Source organism: Rhodococcus sp. B10, assembly GCF_011770055.1.
In the GTDB taxonomy this organism is placed as follows: Bacteria; Actinomycetota; Actinomycetes; order Mycobacteriales; family Mycobacteriaceae; genus Rhodococcoides; species Rhodococcoides kyotonensis_B.
On sequence record NZ_JAAFYV010000044.1, the window covers coordinates 1 to 16,102 of the forward strand.

The 16,102-nt window shown below is 65.9% G+C and carries 14 protein-coding genes; 7 read left to right on the plus strand and 7 right to left on the minus strand.

Annotation, left to right across the window (positions count from 1 at the left end; genetic code table 11):
* Nucleotides 1–140: 140 nt before the first annotated feature.
* Complete coding sequence (locus RhoFasB10_RS22970) at nucleotides 141–704, minus strand: type II toxin-antitoxin system PemK/MazF family toxin (protein WP_068423691.1); 564 nt, start codon at nucleotides 702–704, stop codon at nucleotides 141–143.
* A gap of 150 nt (nucleotides 705–854) precedes the next feature.
* Between RhoFasB10_RS22970 and lepA the strand changes: the two genes are divergently transcribed.
* Together lepA and RhoFasB10_RS22980 are read left to right on the plus strand one after the other, a co-directional pair.
* Nucleotides 855–2,702: a translation elongation factor 4 gene (gene lepA, locus RhoFasB10_RS22975; protein WP_243636952.1), complete on the plus strand. Its 1,848-nt coding sequence runs from the start codon at nucleotides 855–857 to the stop codon at nucleotides 2,700–2,702.
* 91 nt (nucleotides 2,703–2,793) lie between these two features.
* The gene (locus tag RhoFasB10_RS22980; RefSeq protein ID WP_068423687.1) at nucleotides 2,794–3,813 is read left to right on the plus strand and encodes a nitronate monooxygenase; all 1,020 of its coding nucleotides are present in this window, start codon (nucleotides 2,794–2,796) and stop codon (nucleotides 3,811–3,813) included.
* Nucleotides 3,814–3,868: 55 nt separating this feature from the next.
* Here RhoFasB10_RS22980 and RhoFasB10_RS22985 read toward each other — a convergent pair whose 3' ends face one another.
* Entirely contained in the window at nucleotides 3,869–5,911 is a 2,043-nt protein-coding gene (locus RhoFasB10_RS22985) for a glycoside hydrolase family 15 protein (RefSeq protein ID WP_068423685.1), read from the minus strand.
* Between the two features lie 77 nt (nucleotides 5,912–5,988).
* Here RhoFasB10_RS22985 and RhoFasB10_RS22990 point away from each other — a divergent pair, with 77 nt between their 5' ends.
* The 5 genes from RhoFasB10_RS22990 (at nucleotide 5,989) to RhoFasB10_RS23010 (ending at nucleotide 10,383) form a co-directional block, all read left to right on the plus strand.
* A complete protein-coding gene (locus RhoFasB10_RS22990; protein ID WP_174551379.1) occupies nucleotides 5,989–6,219 on the plus strand; it encodes a hypothetical protein in 231 nt (76 codons plus the stop codon).
* Nucleotides 6,220–6,668: 449 nt separating this feature from the next.
* Nucleotides 6,669–7,691 (plus strand): sulfate ABC transporter substrate-binding protein, encoded by a 1,023-nt coding sequence (locus RhoFasB10_RS22995; protein ID WP_167678793.1) that lies wholly within the window; start codon nucleotides 6,669–6,671, stop codon nucleotides 7,689–7,691.
* A gap of 5 nt (nucleotides 7,692–7,696) precedes the next feature.
* Nucleotides 7,697–8,560 carry a sulfate ABC transporter permease subunit CysT gene (gene cysT, locus RhoFasB10_RS23000; protein ID WP_068423681.1) on the plus strand — a complete coding sequence of 288 codons (864 nt, stop codon included), beginning with the start codon at nucleotides 7,697–7,699 and terminating at the stop codon, nucleotides 8,558–8,560.
* On the plus strand, nucleotides 8,557–9,357 hold the full coding sequence (gene cysW / locus RhoFasB10_RS23005; protein WP_068423679.1) for a sulfate ABC transporter permease subunit CysW: 801 nt from the start codon (nucleotides 8,557–8,559) through the stop codon (nucleotides 9,355–9,357). Before cysT ends, cysW begins: the two co-directional genes overlap by 4 nt.
* Nucleotides 9,358–10,383 (plus strand): sulfate ABC transporter ATP-binding protein, encoded by a 1,026-nt coding sequence (locus tag RhoFasB10_RS23010; protein WP_068423678.1) that lies wholly within the window; start codon nucleotides 9,358–9,360, stop codon nucleotides 10,381–10,383.
* On the opposite strand, the gene RhoFasB10_RS23015 is transcribed toward RhoFasB10_RS23010, so the two are convergent.
* The 5 genes from RhoFasB10_RS23015 to RhoFasB10_RS23035 are packed head-to-tail and all read right to left on the minus strand — an operon-like array spanning nucleotide 10,380 to nucleotide 15,885.
* A complete protein-coding gene (locus tag RhoFasB10_RS23015; RefSeq protein ID WP_167678795.1) occupies nucleotides 10,380–11,174 on the minus strand; it encodes a sirohydrochlorin chelatase in 795 nt (264 codons plus the stop codon). The two genes, RhoFasB10_RS23010 and RhoFasB10_RS23015, sit on opposite strands and share 4 nt — an antisense overlap.
* A 1-nt stretch (nucleotide 11,175) precedes the next feature.
* The gene (locus RhoFasB10_RS23020; protein ID WP_167678797.1) at nucleotides 11,176–12,513 is read right to left on the minus strand and encodes a GTP-binding protein; all 1,338 of its coding nucleotides are present in this window, start codon (nucleotides 12,511–12,513) and stop codon (nucleotides 11,176–11,178) included.
* A complete protein-coding gene (gene cysD, locus RhoFasB10_RS23025) occupies nucleotides 12,513–13,448 on the minus strand; it encodes a sulfate adenylyltransferase subunit CysD (protein ID WP_068420397.1) in 936 nt (311 codons plus the stop codon). Before cysD ends, RhoFasB10_RS23020 begins: the two co-directional genes overlap by 1 nt.
* The gene (locus RhoFasB10_RS23030) at nucleotides 13,445–14,155 is read right to left on the minus strand and encodes a phosphoadenylyl-sulfate reductase (protein ID WP_167678799.1); all 711 of its coding nucleotides are present in this window, start codon (nucleotides 14,153–14,155) and stop codon (nucleotides 13,445–13,447) included. The genes cysD and RhoFasB10_RS23030 overlap by 4 nt, the downstream gene beginning before the upstream one ends.
* A complete protein-coding gene (locus RhoFasB10_RS23035) occupies nucleotides 14,152–15,885 on the minus strand; it encodes a nitrite/sulfite reductase (protein WP_167678801.1) in 1,734 nt (577 codons plus the stop codon). The genes RhoFasB10_RS23030 and RhoFasB10_RS23035 overlap by 4 nt, the downstream gene beginning before the upstream one ends.
* Between the last annotated feature and the right edge of the window lie 217 nt (nucleotides 15,886–16,102).

A 16,102-nucleotide genomic window follows, 5' to 3' on the forward strand; every position in this document is an offset into this window, starting at 1 on the left:
AAACGACTCGCCCAAGGCAAAAGCAAACGCGACATCATCCGCTGCCTCAAACGAGCCGTCGCCCGCGAAATGTTCCAGCTACTCACACAGAAAATCAGCAGTTGACACTCATAGGAGCATCACGGGTCGCGCAGCGGCACTCAGGACCAGCTGTACTCCGAACGCAAGCGCGCCGCGACGGCGTCGAACTTGCCCTTCGCGAGAACGGCACCCTCGCGGCGGATTCCGGTCTCCGGGACGTCCAGGACACGGTCGAGTCGGATCCAGCTCGGCCGTCCTTCGGCATCCCATGATCCGGAGCCGATCGCGACCCAGTCTCGGTCACCGTCGTGCTTCTGCTGGCTGGACAACATCAGTCCGAGAAGGGTGCTGCCGTCGCGGCCGACGACGAGGACGGGACGGTCCTTGCCCTGGCTCGCGTCCTCCTCGTAGGTGACCCACGTCCACACGATCTCGCCGGGGTCGGCTTTGCCGTCGAGGTCGGGGGAGTATTCGACGCGTCGTGCCCGGTGTGCCGTGGGAACGGCGTTCGACGACACCGGCCGCCCGGCGGGAGCGCTCGGGGCGGGCGTGGTCCTGGAGGCGATAGCGTCCTTGCCCTTCTGGAGGGCACCGGAGTTCTGCAGCTGGCGAAAGAGCCTGGGGCCCTCGCGGAGTGCGATCTTGCCGAGTTCCTTACCGAGTCTGCTCCAGTTGCCAGCCATGGGAGCCGAGTGTAGTCAGGCGGTGAATCGGCTGCGGCGCGACGCGGAACCGGTGGAACGACGCCGGTGTGGGACGGGCGGGAGTGAAGCCTGCGGAACGACCCTCGTGTGGGAGCATGGAGCAGTTGCTCCTGCAAACGCCAGCAAAGGATACGAGTGCCCAGCTTCGCCGACACGACGTTCACCGATCCCACCCGGATCAGGAACTTCTGCATCATCGCCCACATCGACCACGGAAAGTCGACGCTGGCCGACCGGATGCTGCAGCTCACCGGTGTCATCGACGATCGCTCGATGCGGGCGCAGTACCTCGACCGCATGGACATCGAACGCGAGCGCGGCATCACGATCAAGGCGCAGAACGTCCGGCTGCCGTGGACGGTCGACGGCGAAGAATTCGTGCTGCACCTCATCGACACACCCGGGCACGTCGACTTCACGTACGAGGTGTCGCGTGCACTCGAGGCCTGTGAAGGTGCCGTGCTGCTCGTCGATGCGGCGCAGGGCATCGAGGCGCAGACTCTGGCGAATCTTTATCTGGCGCTCGAGAAGGACCTGACGATCATCCCGGTCCTCAACAAGATCGACCTCCCTGCCGCCGACCCGGATCGCTACGCGGGCGAGATCGCGCACATCATCGGCTGCGAGCCGGACGAGGTGCTGCGTGTGTCCGGCAAGACCGGCGTCGGCGTCACGGAACTGCTCGACGAGGTCGTCAAACAGATGCCTGCACCCGTCGGCGACCCCGACGGCCCGGCCCGCGCGATGATCTTCGACTCGGTCTACGACACCTACCGCGGCGTCGTCACCTACGTTCGTGTCGTCGACGGCGAGCTCAAGCCGCGGGAGAAGATCACCATGATGTCGACGGGTGCGACGCACGAGCTTCTCGAGGTCGGCATCGTGTCGCCCGAACCGAAGGCGTCGACGGGTCTCGGCGTCGGCGAGGTCGGCTACCTCATCACCGGTGTGAAGGACGTGCGCCAGTCCAAGGTCGGTGACACGGTCACGACGTTCCGCAAGGGCGCCACCGATCCGCTGACGGGATACCGCGAGCCGCGCCCGATGGTGTACTCCGGCCTCTATCCGGTCGACGGCTCCGACTACCCCGATCTGCGCGACGCGCTCGAGAAGCTGCAGCTCAACGATGCGGCGCTCACCTACGAGCCGGAGACGTCGGTTGCGCTTGGGTTCGGCTTCCGCTGTGGCTTCCTCGGCCTGCTGCACATGGAGATCACCCGCGAACGTCTCGAACGCGAATTCGGCCTCGACTTGATCTCGACGTCACCGAACGTGGTCTACCGCGTCGAGATGGAGGACGGCACCGAGCACACCGTCACCAACCCGTCGTACTGGCCCGAGGGCAAGACACGCGACGTGTTCGAGCCGATGGTGCGATGCACCATCATCTCGCCGAGCGAGTTCATCGGCTCGATCATGGAGCTGTGCCAGGGACGACGCGGTGAGCTGGGCGGTATGGACTACCTGTCGGAGACCCGCGTCGAGCTGCGGTACACCATTCCGATGGCCGAGATCATCTTCGACTTCTTCGACATCCTGAAGTCGCGGACCCGCGGATACGCCAGCCTCGACTACGAGGAGGTCGGCGAGCAGAGCGCGGCCCTCGTCAAGGTCGACATCCTGCTGCAGGGTGAAGCCGTCGACGCGTTCTCCGCGATCGTGCACAAGGACGCGGCTGCGGCCTACGGCAACAAGATGACAACCAAGTTGAAGGAACTGATCCCGCGCCAGCAGTTCGAGGTGCCGATCCAGGCTGCCATCGGCTCGCGCATCATCGCCCGCGAGAACATCCGCGCCATCCGCAAGGACGTCCTCGCGAAGTGTTACGGCGGTGACATCAGCCGTAAGCGCAAGCTGCTCGAGAAGCAGAAGGAAGGCAAGAAGCGCATGAAGACCATCGGTCGCGTCGACGTGCCGCAGGAGGCCTTCGTTGCAGCGCTGTCGTCGGAGTCGTCGGCGGACAAGCCCAAGAAATAGTGCGCCTGCGGCGCCCGTGCGCGAAAAGTTGGCGCCCGCTCCAACTATGCACGCACGGGTGGCGCAGCCGCCGGGAGTAAGTTCGCACAGTATGACGACACGGATACTGAGCGAACTGAGGATTCCCATCGTCGGAGCACCCATGGCGGGAGGTCCGTCGACGCCCGAGCTGGCGGCAGCAGTGTCGAGCGCAGGTGGCCTCGGCATGATCGCCGGTGCGCTGCTGACGCCCGAAAAGCTTGCCGAGCAAGTGAATTGGGTGCGTGGCACGCTCGGGTCGGTGCCGTTCGGTGTCAATCTGTTCATGCCCGAGGACGCGACGGGCGCCGACGTCGACGCCTACGCAGCTCGGCTGCAGCCCTGGTTCGAGAAGTACGACGTCGAACCAGGAGCGCTGCCGCGTCGCGACGACTTCTACCCCGAGAAGTTCGAGTGGCTGATCACCGACCCGGTGCCCGTCGTGTCGAGCACGTTCGGCACGTTCACCGCCGACGAGGTCGCACGTCTGCACGCCGTCGGGACCGAGGTGTGGGCGACGGTCGCGCGCGCCGAGGACGCGTCGGTGGCCACTGCGAACGGGGTCGACGCGCTGATCGTGCAGGGGCCGGAGGCCGGGGGTCATCGCGGTACGTTCGACGGTTCTGCGCCCGAGGCTCCGCTGGCCGAGGTTCTCGACGCGGTGGCCGCGGTCTCGGGCCTGCCGCGCATCGCAGCAGGCGGCCTCATGGACGGCAACGACGTTGCGCCGCTGTTGGATTCGGGTGCAGCGCACGCAGCTCAGCTCGGGACCGCGTTGCTCGACACCCCGGAAGCCGGCACGAGGCCGGTGCACCGTGAACAGCTCACCCGCATCGCGAACACTGCTGTCACGCGGGCGTTCTCGGGGCGCCCTGCACGGGGTCTCGAGAACGACTTCATGCGCGAGAACTCCGCTGACGCACCGCTGGCGTACCCCGACGTGCACTACCTGACCGGGCCGATGCGCGCGAAGGCCGCGGCCGCACACGATCCGTCGGCGCTGTCGATGTGGGCCGGTACGGGACATGCTCGCGTGCAGTCGCTTCCGACTGCCGAGCTGATGGCGACATGGGCGAGGCAGTTGGGCCGCTGACGCGGCCCGTGCGTGCGAATGTGCAGCCCGCTGCACATTCGCACGCACGAAAGGGTCAGCTGGTGTGCGCCGGCTGGAAGTGCCCGGCCGCCTGTGCTTCCTCCGCACGGATGACGTGCACGACGGCGTTGATCAGCGCGAGGTGCGTGAACGCCTGCGGGAAGTTGCCGAGGTGCCGACCGGTGCGCGCGTCGATCTCCTCCGCGTACAGCTTGAGCGGACTCGCGTATCCGAGCAGACGCTCGCACAGGTGCTTGGCCCGCTGCAGTTCACCGATCTCGACGAGCGCCGACACCAGCCAGAAGGAACAGATGGTGAAGGTGCCTTCCTCGCCCTCCAGGCCGTCGTCCGTGGTGTCGACCTTGTATCGGAGAACGAGTCCGTCGACGGTCAGCTCGTCGGCGATCGCGAGAACCGTTGCGCGGACGCGTTCGTCGTCGGCGGGCAGGAACCGCAGCAGCGGCACGAGCAACAACGACGCGTCGAGCGAGTCGTGGCCGTACCGCTGGGTGAGTACGCCACGCTCGTCGACGCCGTTCGCGAGCACGTCCTCGCGGATCTCGTCGGCGATCTTGTTCCACTCGTCCGCGTACTCGTCCTCGCCGTGGATCGACGCCAGCTTGGCGCCGCGGTCGAGCGCGACCCAGCACATCACTTTCGACGACGTGAAGTGCTGCGGCTCGCCGCGCACCTCCCAGATGCCGCGGTCGGGCTTTCTCCAATTGGCGATGGCCTCTTCGACCTGACGCTTGAGCAGCGGCCACAGCGACTCCGGAACGTGCTCCCGTGAACGCACGTGCAGGTACACCGAATCGAGCATGGTGCCCCAGATGTCGTGCTGCTCCTGGTTGTACGCGCCGTTGCCGATGCGGACGGGCTTCGCGCCGTCGTAGCCGGAGAGGTGGTTCAGTTCGCTTTCCTCCAGCGTCTTCTCACCACCGATTCCGTACATGACCTGCAGGGGATTGGCGCTGCCGTCGTCGGAGACCGAGACGTCCGACATGAACGAGAAGAAGTCGTTGGCCTCACGGTCGAGTCCGAGTGTGTACAGGCCCCACAACGCGAACGTCGAGTCGCGCACCCAGGCGTAGCGATAGTCCCAATTTCGTTCGCCCCGTGGGGTCTCCGGTAGAGACGTGGTCGACGCGGCCAGTAGGGCGCCCGTCGGCGCGTACGTCAGGCCCTTGAGAGCCAGTGCGCTGCGCTGAAGGTATCCGCGCCACGGGTGATCGGGGAAGCGTCCGATGGTGATCCACTGACGCCAGCATTCGGACGTGCGCCACATCTTCTCGGCGGCCTCGTCGAACGTCTTGGGTGCCGGGAGGTCGGACCACGAGAGTGCGACGAACACGTTGTCACCCTCGGTCATTCGCGTGCGGGCGCGAGCCTCGCGACCTTCGATGCCGATGCGCAGGTTGGTGGTGAGCTTGAGCGTCGGCTGATCACCGATCGAACTGGCCTCGCACGTCGCAGTCGCTTCTTCGTAGACCTTGCCGGTGTACTCCCAGCGGGCGGGCGCTCGGTGGTAGTCGAACGCGGGCTCACAGCTCATCTCGAGTTCGACGGTCCCGCTGACGCATTTGACCGTGCGAAGCAGTATGTGTTCGGCGTCCCAGTCGCTCGGGGCGCGCTTGTGCGTGCGGGAACGCTGATCGGTGTTGTGCCAGGGCCCCATCACCAATGCGTCGCGCACGATGATCCACCCGGTTTCGGTCTGCCACGTCGTCTCGACGATCAGTCCGCCGGGCAGGTAGCGACGCGCGGCGGGAACCGACTGTCCGTAGGGGCCGACGCGGAAGTGGCCTGCGCTTCGGTCGAGGACGGCGCCGAAGACGCTGGGGGAGTCGGGACGCGGCACACACATCCACTCGACCGACCCGTTGCGCGCGATCAGGCATGTGGTCTCGCAGTCGGAGAGAAACGCGTAGTCGTCGATGGGGGGAAACGCGCTGCGGTAGGAGATCGGAGTCGAGATCGGGGCTTCCGTGCTGGCCAGGGCGCCCTGGCCGTCGTGTCCGTCCATGTCGGGTGCGCCCGGTAGCGGAATCATGTCGTCGCGTACGGGTACGTTGATCGACTTGTCCTCGTATGCCGTCATACGCCAATCATCGACGCAGGAGTGCGCGTCGTCCACCGATGCGGGTCGTCGGCGTGGCGGCTACTACAGTGACACAGGTGCACGCGTTAGCCACATGGTGGGACGGAATCGAGCTGTGGGTCACCGGACTCCCGTTCGTTCCCCAGTCGATCGTCGTGCTTCTGGTTCTCGTGCCGATCGCGTTCGGGGTGGCGCGGTTGTTCGACCGCGTGCTGGCCGAGGTTCTGCGTGCGCTCGGACGCGATGCCCGGTCCGACCGCGACGTCGCTGTCGCAACGGACGATTCACCGTCGAGGGAAGGTCACTGATGCCGAAGTCGAGAGTCACTCTCGCGCTGATCGCGCTGCTGGTACTCGTCGTACTGGCGTGGCTGCTGACCCGGTAGACCGACGCGATGAGGGGCGCGGAGTCGGATTTTCGGTCCGTCGAAGTCCTCTGCTAGATTTCTGACCGTGTCTGCCGCTGCCGAGTACCGGGTCCGCCATGAGTTGGCGTTGATTGCGGTCGGCAAGCTCGATGTCGCAGATATCGACTGTTGTCGAATCACGTCCTAGACGCGAACTGTTCTCCGGCGGTAGATCGCGCATCCATGTAGAGGGTGCGCCTGCGTCGGTGCACGTCTCGCGGACGGTTCGGCTCGTTCGTCGCCCTCTCGGGGGTTGTCGACGGCGCAGTCCACGGACCGTCCTCCGGCACGACTTCCGTACGACCTTCCGTGGATCCATCCGAGGCAACACTCGATGAAAGGCCCTACTCGATGAGGCACAGCTCTCGTTACCTGCTCACCACGTTCGCAGCCGTCGGAACCCTCGTTCTCGCTGCGTGCGGGGGTGGATCGAGTGACACGGTCGGCGGCTCGACCGACACGTCGAGCGGTCCTGCTCTGACGCTGGTCGGCTACGCGGTGCCGAAGAACGGGTGGGACGCCATTGCTCCCGCGTTCGCGGCCACCGAGGACGGCGACGGTACGTCGATCAATGCCGACTACGGCGCGTCGGGCAACCAGTCGCGCAAGGTGGCCGACGGCGCGCCCGCCGACATCGTCAACTTCTCCGTCGAGCCGGATGTGACCCGTCTGGTCAAGGCAGGCAAGGTCGACGAGGACTGGAACCAGAACGCATACGGCGGTGTTCCATTCGGTTCGGTGGTGACTCTCGTTGTGCGCGAGGGTAATCCGAAGAACATTCAGACGTGGGACGATCTGCTGAAGCCGGACGTCCAGGTCATCAGCCCCAGCCCGCTCAGCTCCGGCTCGGCCAAGTGGAACCTGTTGGCTCCTTACGCGGCCAAGAGCAACGGTGGCCAGGACAAGCAGGCCGGCCTCGACTACGTGCAGCAGCTGGTCTCCGGCCACTTCCCCGTGCAGCCCGAGTCGGGACGCGCGGCGACCGAGGCGTTCCTGCAGGGACAGGGTGACGTCCTGATCAGCTACGAGAACGAGGCGTTGCTCATCGAGGAGCAGGGACAGCCGGTCGAGCATGTCGACGTCGCCGACACCTTCCGCATCGACAACCCCGTCGCCGTCGTCAACACGAGCGCGCAACTCGACAGGGCGAACGCGTTGAACGATTTCGTCTACACCGACGAGGGACAGCGCATCTGGGCCGAGGAAGGGTTCCGGCCGACGAACCCGGAGATCGCCGCCGAGTTCACGGACAAGTTCTTCACGCCCGCGACGCTGCGCACGATCGACGATCTCGGTGGTTGGGAAGCCGTCGACGCCGAGCTCTTCGGTGACAACGGAGCCATCACCACTATCTACAAAGAGAACACGCAGTAATCACCATGTCCTCGACGCACATCGATTCGGCCCCCGGCACGCGGCCTTCCCCCCGAAAGGGGCGGAAGTTCCGCGGGTCGGGTTCGGTCGGGCCCTTCGGTCTCGGGGTCGCGGTGCTCTGGCTGAGCATCATCGTTCTGCTGCCGCTGGCGGCTCTGACCGTGAAATCGTTCGACGACGGCATCTCGGGCTTCTGGGATGCGATCACCGAGCCGCGCGCCATCGCCACGTTCAAGGTCACCCTGGAGGTGTCGGTGGCCGCCGCGGTCATCAACCTCGTGTTCGGAACGCTGATCGCCTGGGTGCTCGTCCGCGACGATTTTCCGGGCAAGCGCATCGTCAACGCGCTGATCGATCTGCCGTTCGCTCTGCCGACGATCGTCGCGAGCCTCGTGCTGCTGTCGCTGTACGGTCCCGCGAGTCCGATCGGTCTGGTGTTCAACGCGACGAAGCCGGCAGTCGTCGTCGCGCTGCTGTTCGTGACGCTTCCGTTCGTGGTGCGCGCCGTCCAGCCGGTCCTGATCGAGCTGGACAAGGAAGTGGAAGAGGCTGCCGCGTCCCTGGGCGCGAACAACTGGACGATCTTCCGCTCGATCGTTCTCCCCGTGTTGCTGCCGTCGATTCTCAGCGGTGCCGGCCTTGCGTTCGCCCGTGCCATCGGCGAGTTCGGTTCCGTCGTGCTGATCGGCGGCAACATTCCCGGTGACACGCAGATCGCGTCGCAGTACATCCGTGAGCTGATCGAGTACGACCAGCCCGTCGATGCCGCTGCCATCTCCGTCGTCCTGCTCGCGCTGGCGTTCGTGGTGCTGTTCGTGCTGCGCATCGTCGGTAACCGGCTCGCTCGGCGTGAGGAGCAGATCCGATGAAGGTCGGGCTTCCCGTCAAACTGTCGCTGCGCACGGTCGCGCTGCTGTACCTCGCGGCACTCGTGCTGTTCCCTCTTGCGGCGATTCTCTACCGCACGTTCGAGAACGGTTTCGCCGAGTTCTGGGGACTGATCACGACGCCTGCAGCGCAGTCGGCGCTGCAGTTGTCGTTGCTGATCGTCGCGATCGTCGTGCCGGTCAACGTCGTGTTCGGTGTCATCACCGCGTTGGCTCTCGTCCGCGGGCGCTTCCGCGGCAAGGGCATCCTCGAGGCCGTCGTCGATCTGCCGTTCGCCGTGTCGCCCATCGTCACCGGTGTCGCCCTCATTCTGCTGTGGGGTGCCAACGGATGGTTCGGTGGTGTCGAGTCCCTCGGTTTCAAGATCATCTTCGCGTTGCCCGGCATGGTCATCGCGACGATCTTCGTGACGCTTCCGTTCGTCGTCCGCGAAGTCGAGCCGGTGCTCTACGAGATCGGCGAAGAGCAGGAGGAGGCGGCGTCGACGCTGGGCGCGTCGTCGTGGCAGACGTTCTGGCGCATCACATTGCCTGCGATCCGCTGGGGTCTGACCTACGGCATCGTCCTCACTGTTGCCCGTTCACTGGGTGAGTTCGGTGCGGTGATCATGGTGTCGACGAACCTCCCCGGCATTTCGCAGACGCTCACGCTCCTGGTGAACTCGCGGTACGAGGACTTCAACCAAGCAGGCGCCTACGCCGCGTCGACTCTGCTCATGGCAATCGCCGTCATCGTGTTGCTGCTGATGACTGCCCTCGACAAAAAGAGGACGAAGTAAATGACCGCACAGAAGAGTTCCGACATCGAGATCTCCGTGGTGGGTGCCAAGAAGAACTACGGCGACTTCGCGGCTCTCGACAACGTGAGCATCGACATCCCCAAGGGGTCGTTGACCGCGCTTCTCGGTCCGAGCGGTTCGGGCAAGTCCACGCTGCTGCGTTCGATCGCCGGTCTCGAACAGCTCGACTCCGGCCAGGTCATTCTGGCGGGCGAGGACGTGACGTGGGTCAGCCCTCAGAAACGCGAGATCGGCTTCGTGTTCCAGCATTACGCAGCCTTCAAGCACTTGAGCGTGCGTGACAACGTCGCGTTCGGATTGAAGATTCGCAAGCGTCCGAAGGACGAGATCAAACGCCGCGTCGACGAATTGCTCGAGATCGTCGGGCTCGCGGGCTTCCAGACGCGTTTCCCCGCGCAGCTGTCCGGCGGTCAGCGTCAGCGCATGGCGTTGGCGCGAGCACTCGCCGTCGACCCTCAGGTTCTGCTGCTCGACGAGCCGTTCGGTGCACTCGACGCGAAGGTGCGCGAAGACCTTCGGACGTGGCTACGCCGCCTGCACGACGAGGTGCACGTGACGACGGTCCTGGTCACTCACGACCAGGAGGAGGCGCTCGACGTCGCCGACCGCATCGCCGTCATGAACAAGGGACGGATCGAACAGGTCGGGTCACCCGAGGATCTCTACGATCGTCCCGAGAACGACTTCGTCATGTCGTTCCTCGGACAGGTCGCCAAACTCAACGGAATGTTGGTGCGGCCGCACGACATTCGCGTCGGACGGGATCCGGCACTCGCACTCGCGCAGAAGAACGGCACCGCGGAGTCGGCCGGTGTGACGCGGGCGATCGTCGAACGCGTCGTTCACCTGGGATTCGAGGTCAAGGTGGAGCTGAAGAACGCTGCGACGGGTGAAGCGTTCTCCGCGCAGATCACGCGAGGCGACAGCGAAGCTTTGCAGCTCGAGCCCGGTGAGACGGTGTACGTGCGGGCGACGCGCATCCCGGAGATCGTCCCGACCGGCTAGGGGCCTGCGGCCCCCGTGCGCGGGAATGTACAGCCCGCTACGCATTCGCGCGCACGGGTGGCGGAGCCGCCCACCGCCGCGTCGTACCGTGCCGACACGACATCGGCGACGAAGGGGTGGTCGCCGAGAACGTCGGCATGGGTGACGTCGATGTCGAGTGCGTCGACCTCGTCGCGCACTCGGTCGGTGAGCAGCCCGGGGGCGATGAACCACGGGGCGATGACGATACGACGCGCCCCGGCTGCCGTCAGGTGCGAGATCGCTTCGGTGGGACCGGGATTGCGGTTCGTCGCGAAGCACGTCACCGCGCCTGCCCATCCCGTTCCGGCGGACACACGCGCTGCCAGTGCGCGGGTACGTCGGTTCGCAGCCTCCCTGGACGATCCGACTGCGGCGACCGCGACGCCGATCGTCGGGTCGTCCATGTCCACGCCGGCGCCGAGAATGCGGGCACGCAGCGCATCGACGAGGCGATTGTCGTCGCCGAGAACCTCGGCTTGCACCAGCGAGAGGGACGGGTGCCGCCGTCGCGCGGCATCCAGAATTCCGGGCAGATCGACCCGGGCATGAAAAGCATTGCCGAGCAACAACGGAACGAAAGCAGCGGATTCGTGCCCGTCGGCGGCGACTTCGTCGATGACCTGTTCCACGCTGGGTTCGGTCAGATCCAGATATGCGACCCTGACGTCGAGGTCGGGCCGACGCACGCGAACGCGGTCGACCACCGCGCCCACGGTCCGCGACGAACGAGGGTCGCGGCTACCGTGGGCGACGGCGATCAACACACCCATGTCAGGACGGAACCGGTTCTCCCAGTTCGACTGCCGACAGCGCGTCGCCGACGAGACCGGCGGCGAGGGTGTTGCCTCCGGCAGGATCGATCAGCAGGAAGCTGCCGGTGTGCCGGTTGACGGCGTAGTCGTCGGCGACGATGGGCTCGGCGACGCGCACAGAGATGCGCCCGATGTCGTTGAGCTCCAACGTTTCCGGAGACGGATCGGCCGTCAGGTTCTGTTCGTCGAACTTCTCGACCAGTGCGCCGACGATGGCCTGCGTCGTCCGGGTTCCGTGCTTGAGCAGCAGGCGTGCACCCGGGCGAAGGGGCTTCTCGGCCAGCCAGCACACGGTGGCGTCGAACTCGCCGATGGGCTCGGGAGCGTCCTGCGGCGAGACGATGGAGTCTCCGCGGGACACGTCGACGTCGTCGGCGAGGATCAGCGTGATGCTGCGTCCGGCGCTTGCGGAATCGAGTTCGCCATCGGCGGTGTCGATGCGCTCGACCGTGGTCCGGGTGCCGGACGGCAGGACGACGACCTCGTCACCGGGGGCGACGGTGCCTGCGGCGACCTGGCCCGCGTAGCCGCGGTAGTCCGGGAATTCGGCTGTGCGAGGACGGATCACGTACTGCACGGGGAAACGAAGTCCGACGCGGTGCGGCTCGGCGTCGACCGGAACCGACTCGAGGTGCTCGATGAGCGTCGGGCCGTCGTAGTAGGGGGTGTTGGTGGATCGGACGGCGACGTTGTCTCCGTGCAGAGCCGACACCGGGATCTCGACGACGTCCTCCGCGGCCCAGCCGAGCGACGAGGTCAGCGAGTTGAACTCGGCGGAGATGTCCGCGAACACCGTCGCCGGATCCTCGACGAGGTCGATCTTGTTGACGGCAAGCACCAGCTTGGGCACACCGAGCAGGGCGAGAACCGCCGCGTGCCGACGCGTCTGCGTGATGACGCCCTTGCGCGCATCGACGAGCAGGATGACGAGCTGAGCCGTCGACGCGCCCGAGACGGTGTTGCGGGTGTACTGCACGTGGCCCGGGGTGTCCGCGAGAACGAAAGATCGTGCAGGCGTGGCGAAGTAGCGGTACGCGACATCGATGGTGATGCCCTGCTCGCGCTCGGCGCGCAGACCGTCGACGAGGAGCGACAGGTCGGGAGTGCTGAGGCCGCGGTCGACCGATGCGCGTGTGACGGCGTCGATTTGGTCCGCGAGAACGGACTTCGTGTCGTACAGCAGCCGACCGACGAGGGTCGACTTTCCGTCGTCGACGCTGCCTGCGGTGGCGAGACGCAGTAACTGGGAGCCGGGAGTGGAGCCTGCGGAATGACCAGAAATGGCAGCACTGCTCATCAGAAGTATCCTTCGCGCTTGCGGTCTTCCATGGCCGCCTCGGAGACGCGGTCGTCGCCGCGGGTGGCGCCACGTTCGGTGAGTCGGGAGGCGGCGACCTCGGCGAGAATCGCCTCGTTGTCCGCGGCGTCGGACAGGACGGCTCCGGTGGTGGACCCGTCACCGACGGTGCGGTAGCGCACGGACAGCGTCTGCAGCTCTTCGGCCTCGGTGGGACCGCCCCACACGCCAGGGGTCATCCACATGCCGTCGCGCTGGTACACCGGACGCTGGTGCGCGTAGTAGATGCTCGCCAACTCGACGTTCTCGCGCGCAATGTAGCGCCAGATGTCCAGCTCGGTGAAGTTGCTGAGCGGGAAGACGCGAACCTGCTCACCGGGGGAGTGCTTGCCGTTGTACAGGTTCCACAGTTCCGGCCGCTGCTTCTTGGGGTCCCACTGACCGAATGCGTTGCGCAGCGAGAAGATTCGTTCCTTGGCGCGGGCGCGTTCCTCGTCCCGTCGGGCACCGCCGAAGACGGCGTCGAAGCGGTTCTCGGAGATGGCGTCGAGCAGCGGCACCGTCTGCAGCGGGTTGCGGATGCCGTCGGGGCGCTCGGTGAGGCGGCCGTCGGCGAGGTAGTCCTCGACCTTGGCCACGTGCAGGCGCAGGTTGTACTTGGACACGACGTGGTCGCGGAAGTCGAGGACCTCCTGCAGGTTGTGCCCGGTGTCGACGTGCAGCAGCGAGAAGGGCAGGGGCGCAGGCCAGAACGCCTTGATCGCGAGGTGCAGCAGGACGGTCGAGTCCTTGCCTCCCGAGAACAGGATGACCGGCCGTTCGAACTCGCCCGCGACCTCACGGAAGATGTGGATGGCCTCGGACTCGAGTGCGTCGAGGGTGTCGAAGCGCGTGCTGTCGACCTGGGGGCGCTCGGTGGCGAAGTTGAGTGTCATGAGGCGTGCAACCCACATTCCGTTTTGGCCTTACCGGCCCACCGTCCGCTACGCGGATCGGCGCCGGGGGCGGGCTTGACGGTGCACGGCTGGCACCCGATCGATGGATACCCCTCGTCGACGAGAGGATTGACGAGAATTCCGTGTTCGTCGATGTACCGCTGCATGTCGTCGTCCGACCAGGCCGCGATGGGATTGATCTTGACGAGGCCGAACGCGTCGTCGAAGGAGATCAGCGGCGCGTTCGCCCGAGTGGGAGCCTCGACGCGTCGGATGCCGGTGACCCACGCGCTGTAGTTCGCGAGTTCCTTCTTCAGCGGCGCGACCTTGCGCAGCGCGCAGCAGCGGTTCGGCTCGCGGGCGAAGAGGTCCTTGCCTTCGATCGAATCCTGTTCGGCGACACTGTGTTCGGCGCGTGCATCGATGACGTTGACGCCGTAGACGGCCTCGACGGCGTCACGGGTTCCGATGGTCTCCGCGAAGTGGTAACCGGTGTCGAGGAACAGGACGTCGACGCCGGGATGCACCTGAGTCGCGAGGTGCACCAACACTGCGTCCTGCATGTTCGACGCCACGATGTAGTCGTTGCCGAACTCGCGCTCGGTCCACTGCATCAATTCGGTGGCATTCGCACCGTCGAGTTCACGGGCGCCGCGCTCGGCGATCGCCTTCAGCTCGTCGACCGTCAGATTCATTCTCGTGCTCATCGCAAATCCGCCTCGTCTGCTCGCACGGCCCACTGCGCGAACCGCTCTCCATCTTCGCGGTGCTTGACGAAGTTCCGCACCACTCGTTCGATGTAGTCGCCCAGCTCGGTGCTGTTCACCTTGTGCTGGCGCAGCTTTCGGCCGAACGCACTGTCCAGGCCGAGGCTGCCACCGAGGTGAACCTGGAAGCCCTCGACCTGATTCCCGTCGCCGTCGTCGACGAGCTGTCCCTTGAAGCCGATGTCCGCGATCTGCGAGCGCGCGCACGAGTTGGGGCAGCCGTTGATGTTGATGGTCACCGGGACGTCGAGCTGGGCGTTGACGTCGGCGAGCCGAGCCTCGAGATCGGGCACGAGGACCTGCGATCGCTTGCGCGTCTCGGCGAACGACAGCTTGCAGAACTCGATTCCGCTGCACGCCATCAGGTTCTTGCGCCAGTGCGACGGCCGAGCCGGCAGCCCGAGTGCGTCGAGATCGGCGATGAGATCTTCGAGCTTGTCGTCCGGGACGTCGAGCACGATGAGCTTCTGGTACGGCGTGAACCGGATGCGGTCCGATCCGGCCTTCTCCGCGGCGTCGGCCACCTTGCCGAGGATGGTGCCCGAGACACGACCGGCGATCGGTGCGACGCCGACGGCATTGAGCCCGTTCTTGAGCTTCTGGATGCCGACGTGGTCGCGCGGACGCGCGGGCTTCTCGGGCGCGGGACCGTCGATCAGCTTGCGGTGCAGGTACTCGTCCTCGAGAACCTGGCGGAACTTCTCGATGCCCCAGTCCTTGATCAGGAACTTCAGGCGCGCCTTCGTGCGGAGGCGACGGTAGCCGTAGTCGCGGAAGATCGAGACGACGCCTTCCCAGACGTCGGGTACCTCGGCGAGCGGCACCCAGACGCCGACGCGCTGCGCCAGCATCGGGTTGGTCGACAGTCCGCCGCCGACCCACAGGTCGAGACCGGGGCCGTGCTCGGGGTGGTTCACGCCGATGAACGCGACGTCGTTGATCTCGTGCACCACGTCCTGCAGGCCGGAGATCGCCGTCTTGAACTTGCGGGGCAGGTTCGAGTACTCGGGCTTACCGATGTAGCGCTCGACGATCTCGTCGATGGCAGGCGTCGGATCGAGGATCTCGTCGACGGCCTCGCCTGCGAGAGGAGACCCGAGCACGACGCGGGGGCAGTCACCGCACGCCTCGGTGGTCTTCAGGCCGACGGCTTCGATGCGACGCCAGATCTCGGGGACGTTCTCGACCTCGATCCAGTGGTACTGAACGTTCTCGCGGTCGGAGAGGTCGGCGGTGTCGCGAGCGAACTCCTTGGAGATACCGGCGAGCGTGCGCACCTGCTCGACGTTCAGCGCGCCTGCGTCGCACCGAATGCGCATCATGAAGTACTTGGCTTCGAGCAGATCGATGTTGTCGTCGCCGGTGTACGTGCCGTCGTATCCCTGCTCGCGCTGGGTGTAGAGACCCCACCAGCGGAAGCGGCCGCGCAGATCGCTCTTGTCGATGCTGTCGAAGCCTTGCTTGGAATAGATGTTCTCGATGCGAGCCCGCACGTTCAGCGGGTTGTCGTCCTTCTTGGACTGCTCGTTGGGGTTGAGCGGCTCGCGGTATCCGAGTGCCCACTGGCCCTCGGCCCGTCGCTTGGCCGGACGCGGCGTGCGTTCCCGCGGGGCTACGCGCGCCGGGGCGGACGAACCCGCGTCGGTCGGGGCGTCGGTGGTCGACGACATCTACTGCTCCTGCATCTTTTCTCTACCGGGCGGCCAAGGGGAGGGGCTGAGACTCACCACTTGCACACGCGTCCGGACGGATCGGGGGTGTGGCGGGGAACTACCGGGAACGAGCTGTGGGTCGAGGGGGAGCCGGCAACGGGCTCAGCAACACACTCGACAGCATCGACACGACGAGCTGCAGACACGCTTGAGGTCGACGTGGCGGCGCGCCACG

What these genes read in the sequence shown, in the direction of transcription:
- RhoFasB10_RS22970 (WP_068423691.1), bottom strand. Translation starts at nt 704, where the DNA reads ATGGCTGGCAACTGGAGCAGACTCGGTAAGGAACTCGGCAAGATCGCA.
- RhoFasB10_RS22980 (WP_068423687.1), top strand. Translation starts at nt 2,794, where the DNA reads ATGACGACACGGATACTGAGCGAACTGAGGATTCCCATCGTCGGAGCA.
- RhoFasB10_RS22985 (WP_068423685.1), bottom strand. Translation starts at nt 5,911, where the DNA reads ATGACGGCATACGAGGACAAGTCGATCAACGTACCCGTACGCGACGAC.
- RhoFasB10_RS22995 (WP_167678793.1), top strand. Translation starts at nt 6,669, where the DNA reads ATGAGGCACAGCTCTCGTTACCTGCTCACCACGTTCGCAGCCGTCGGA.
- cysT (WP_068423681.1), top strand. Translation starts at nt 7,697, where the DNA reads ATGTCCTCGACGCACATCGATTCGGCCCCCGGCACGCGGCCTTCCCCC.
- cysW (WP_068423679.1), top strand. Translation starts at nt 8,557, where the DNA reads ATGAAGGTCGGGCTTCCCGTCAAACTGTCGCTGCGCACGGTCGCGCTG.
- RhoFasB10_RS23010 (WP_068423678.1), top strand. Translation starts at nt 9,358, where the DNA reads ATGACCGCACAGAAGAGTTCCGACATCGAGATCTCCGTGGTGGGTGCC.
- RhoFasB10_RS23015 (WP_167678795.1), bottom strand. Translation starts at nt 11,174, where the DNA reads ATGGGTGTGTTGATCGCCGTCGCCCACGGTAGCCGCGACCCTCGTTCG.
- RhoFasB10_RS23020 (WP_167678797.1), bottom strand. Translation starts at nt 12,513, where the DNA reads ATGAGCAGTGCTGCCATTTCTGGTCATTCCGCAGGCTCCACTCCCGGC.
- cysD (WP_068420397.1), bottom strand. Translation starts at nt 13,448, where the DNA reads ATGACACTCAACTTCGCCACCGAGCGCCCCCAGGTCGACAGCACGCGC.
- RhoFasB10_RS23030 (WP_167678799.1), bottom strand. Translation starts at nt 14,155, where the DNA reads ATGAGCACGAGAATGAATCTGACGGTCGACGAGCTGAAGGCGATCGCC.
- RhoFasB10_RS23035 (WP_167678801.1), bottom strand. Translation starts at nt 15,885, where the DNA reads ATGTCGTCGACCACCGACGCCCCGACCGACGCGGGTTCGTCCGCCCCG.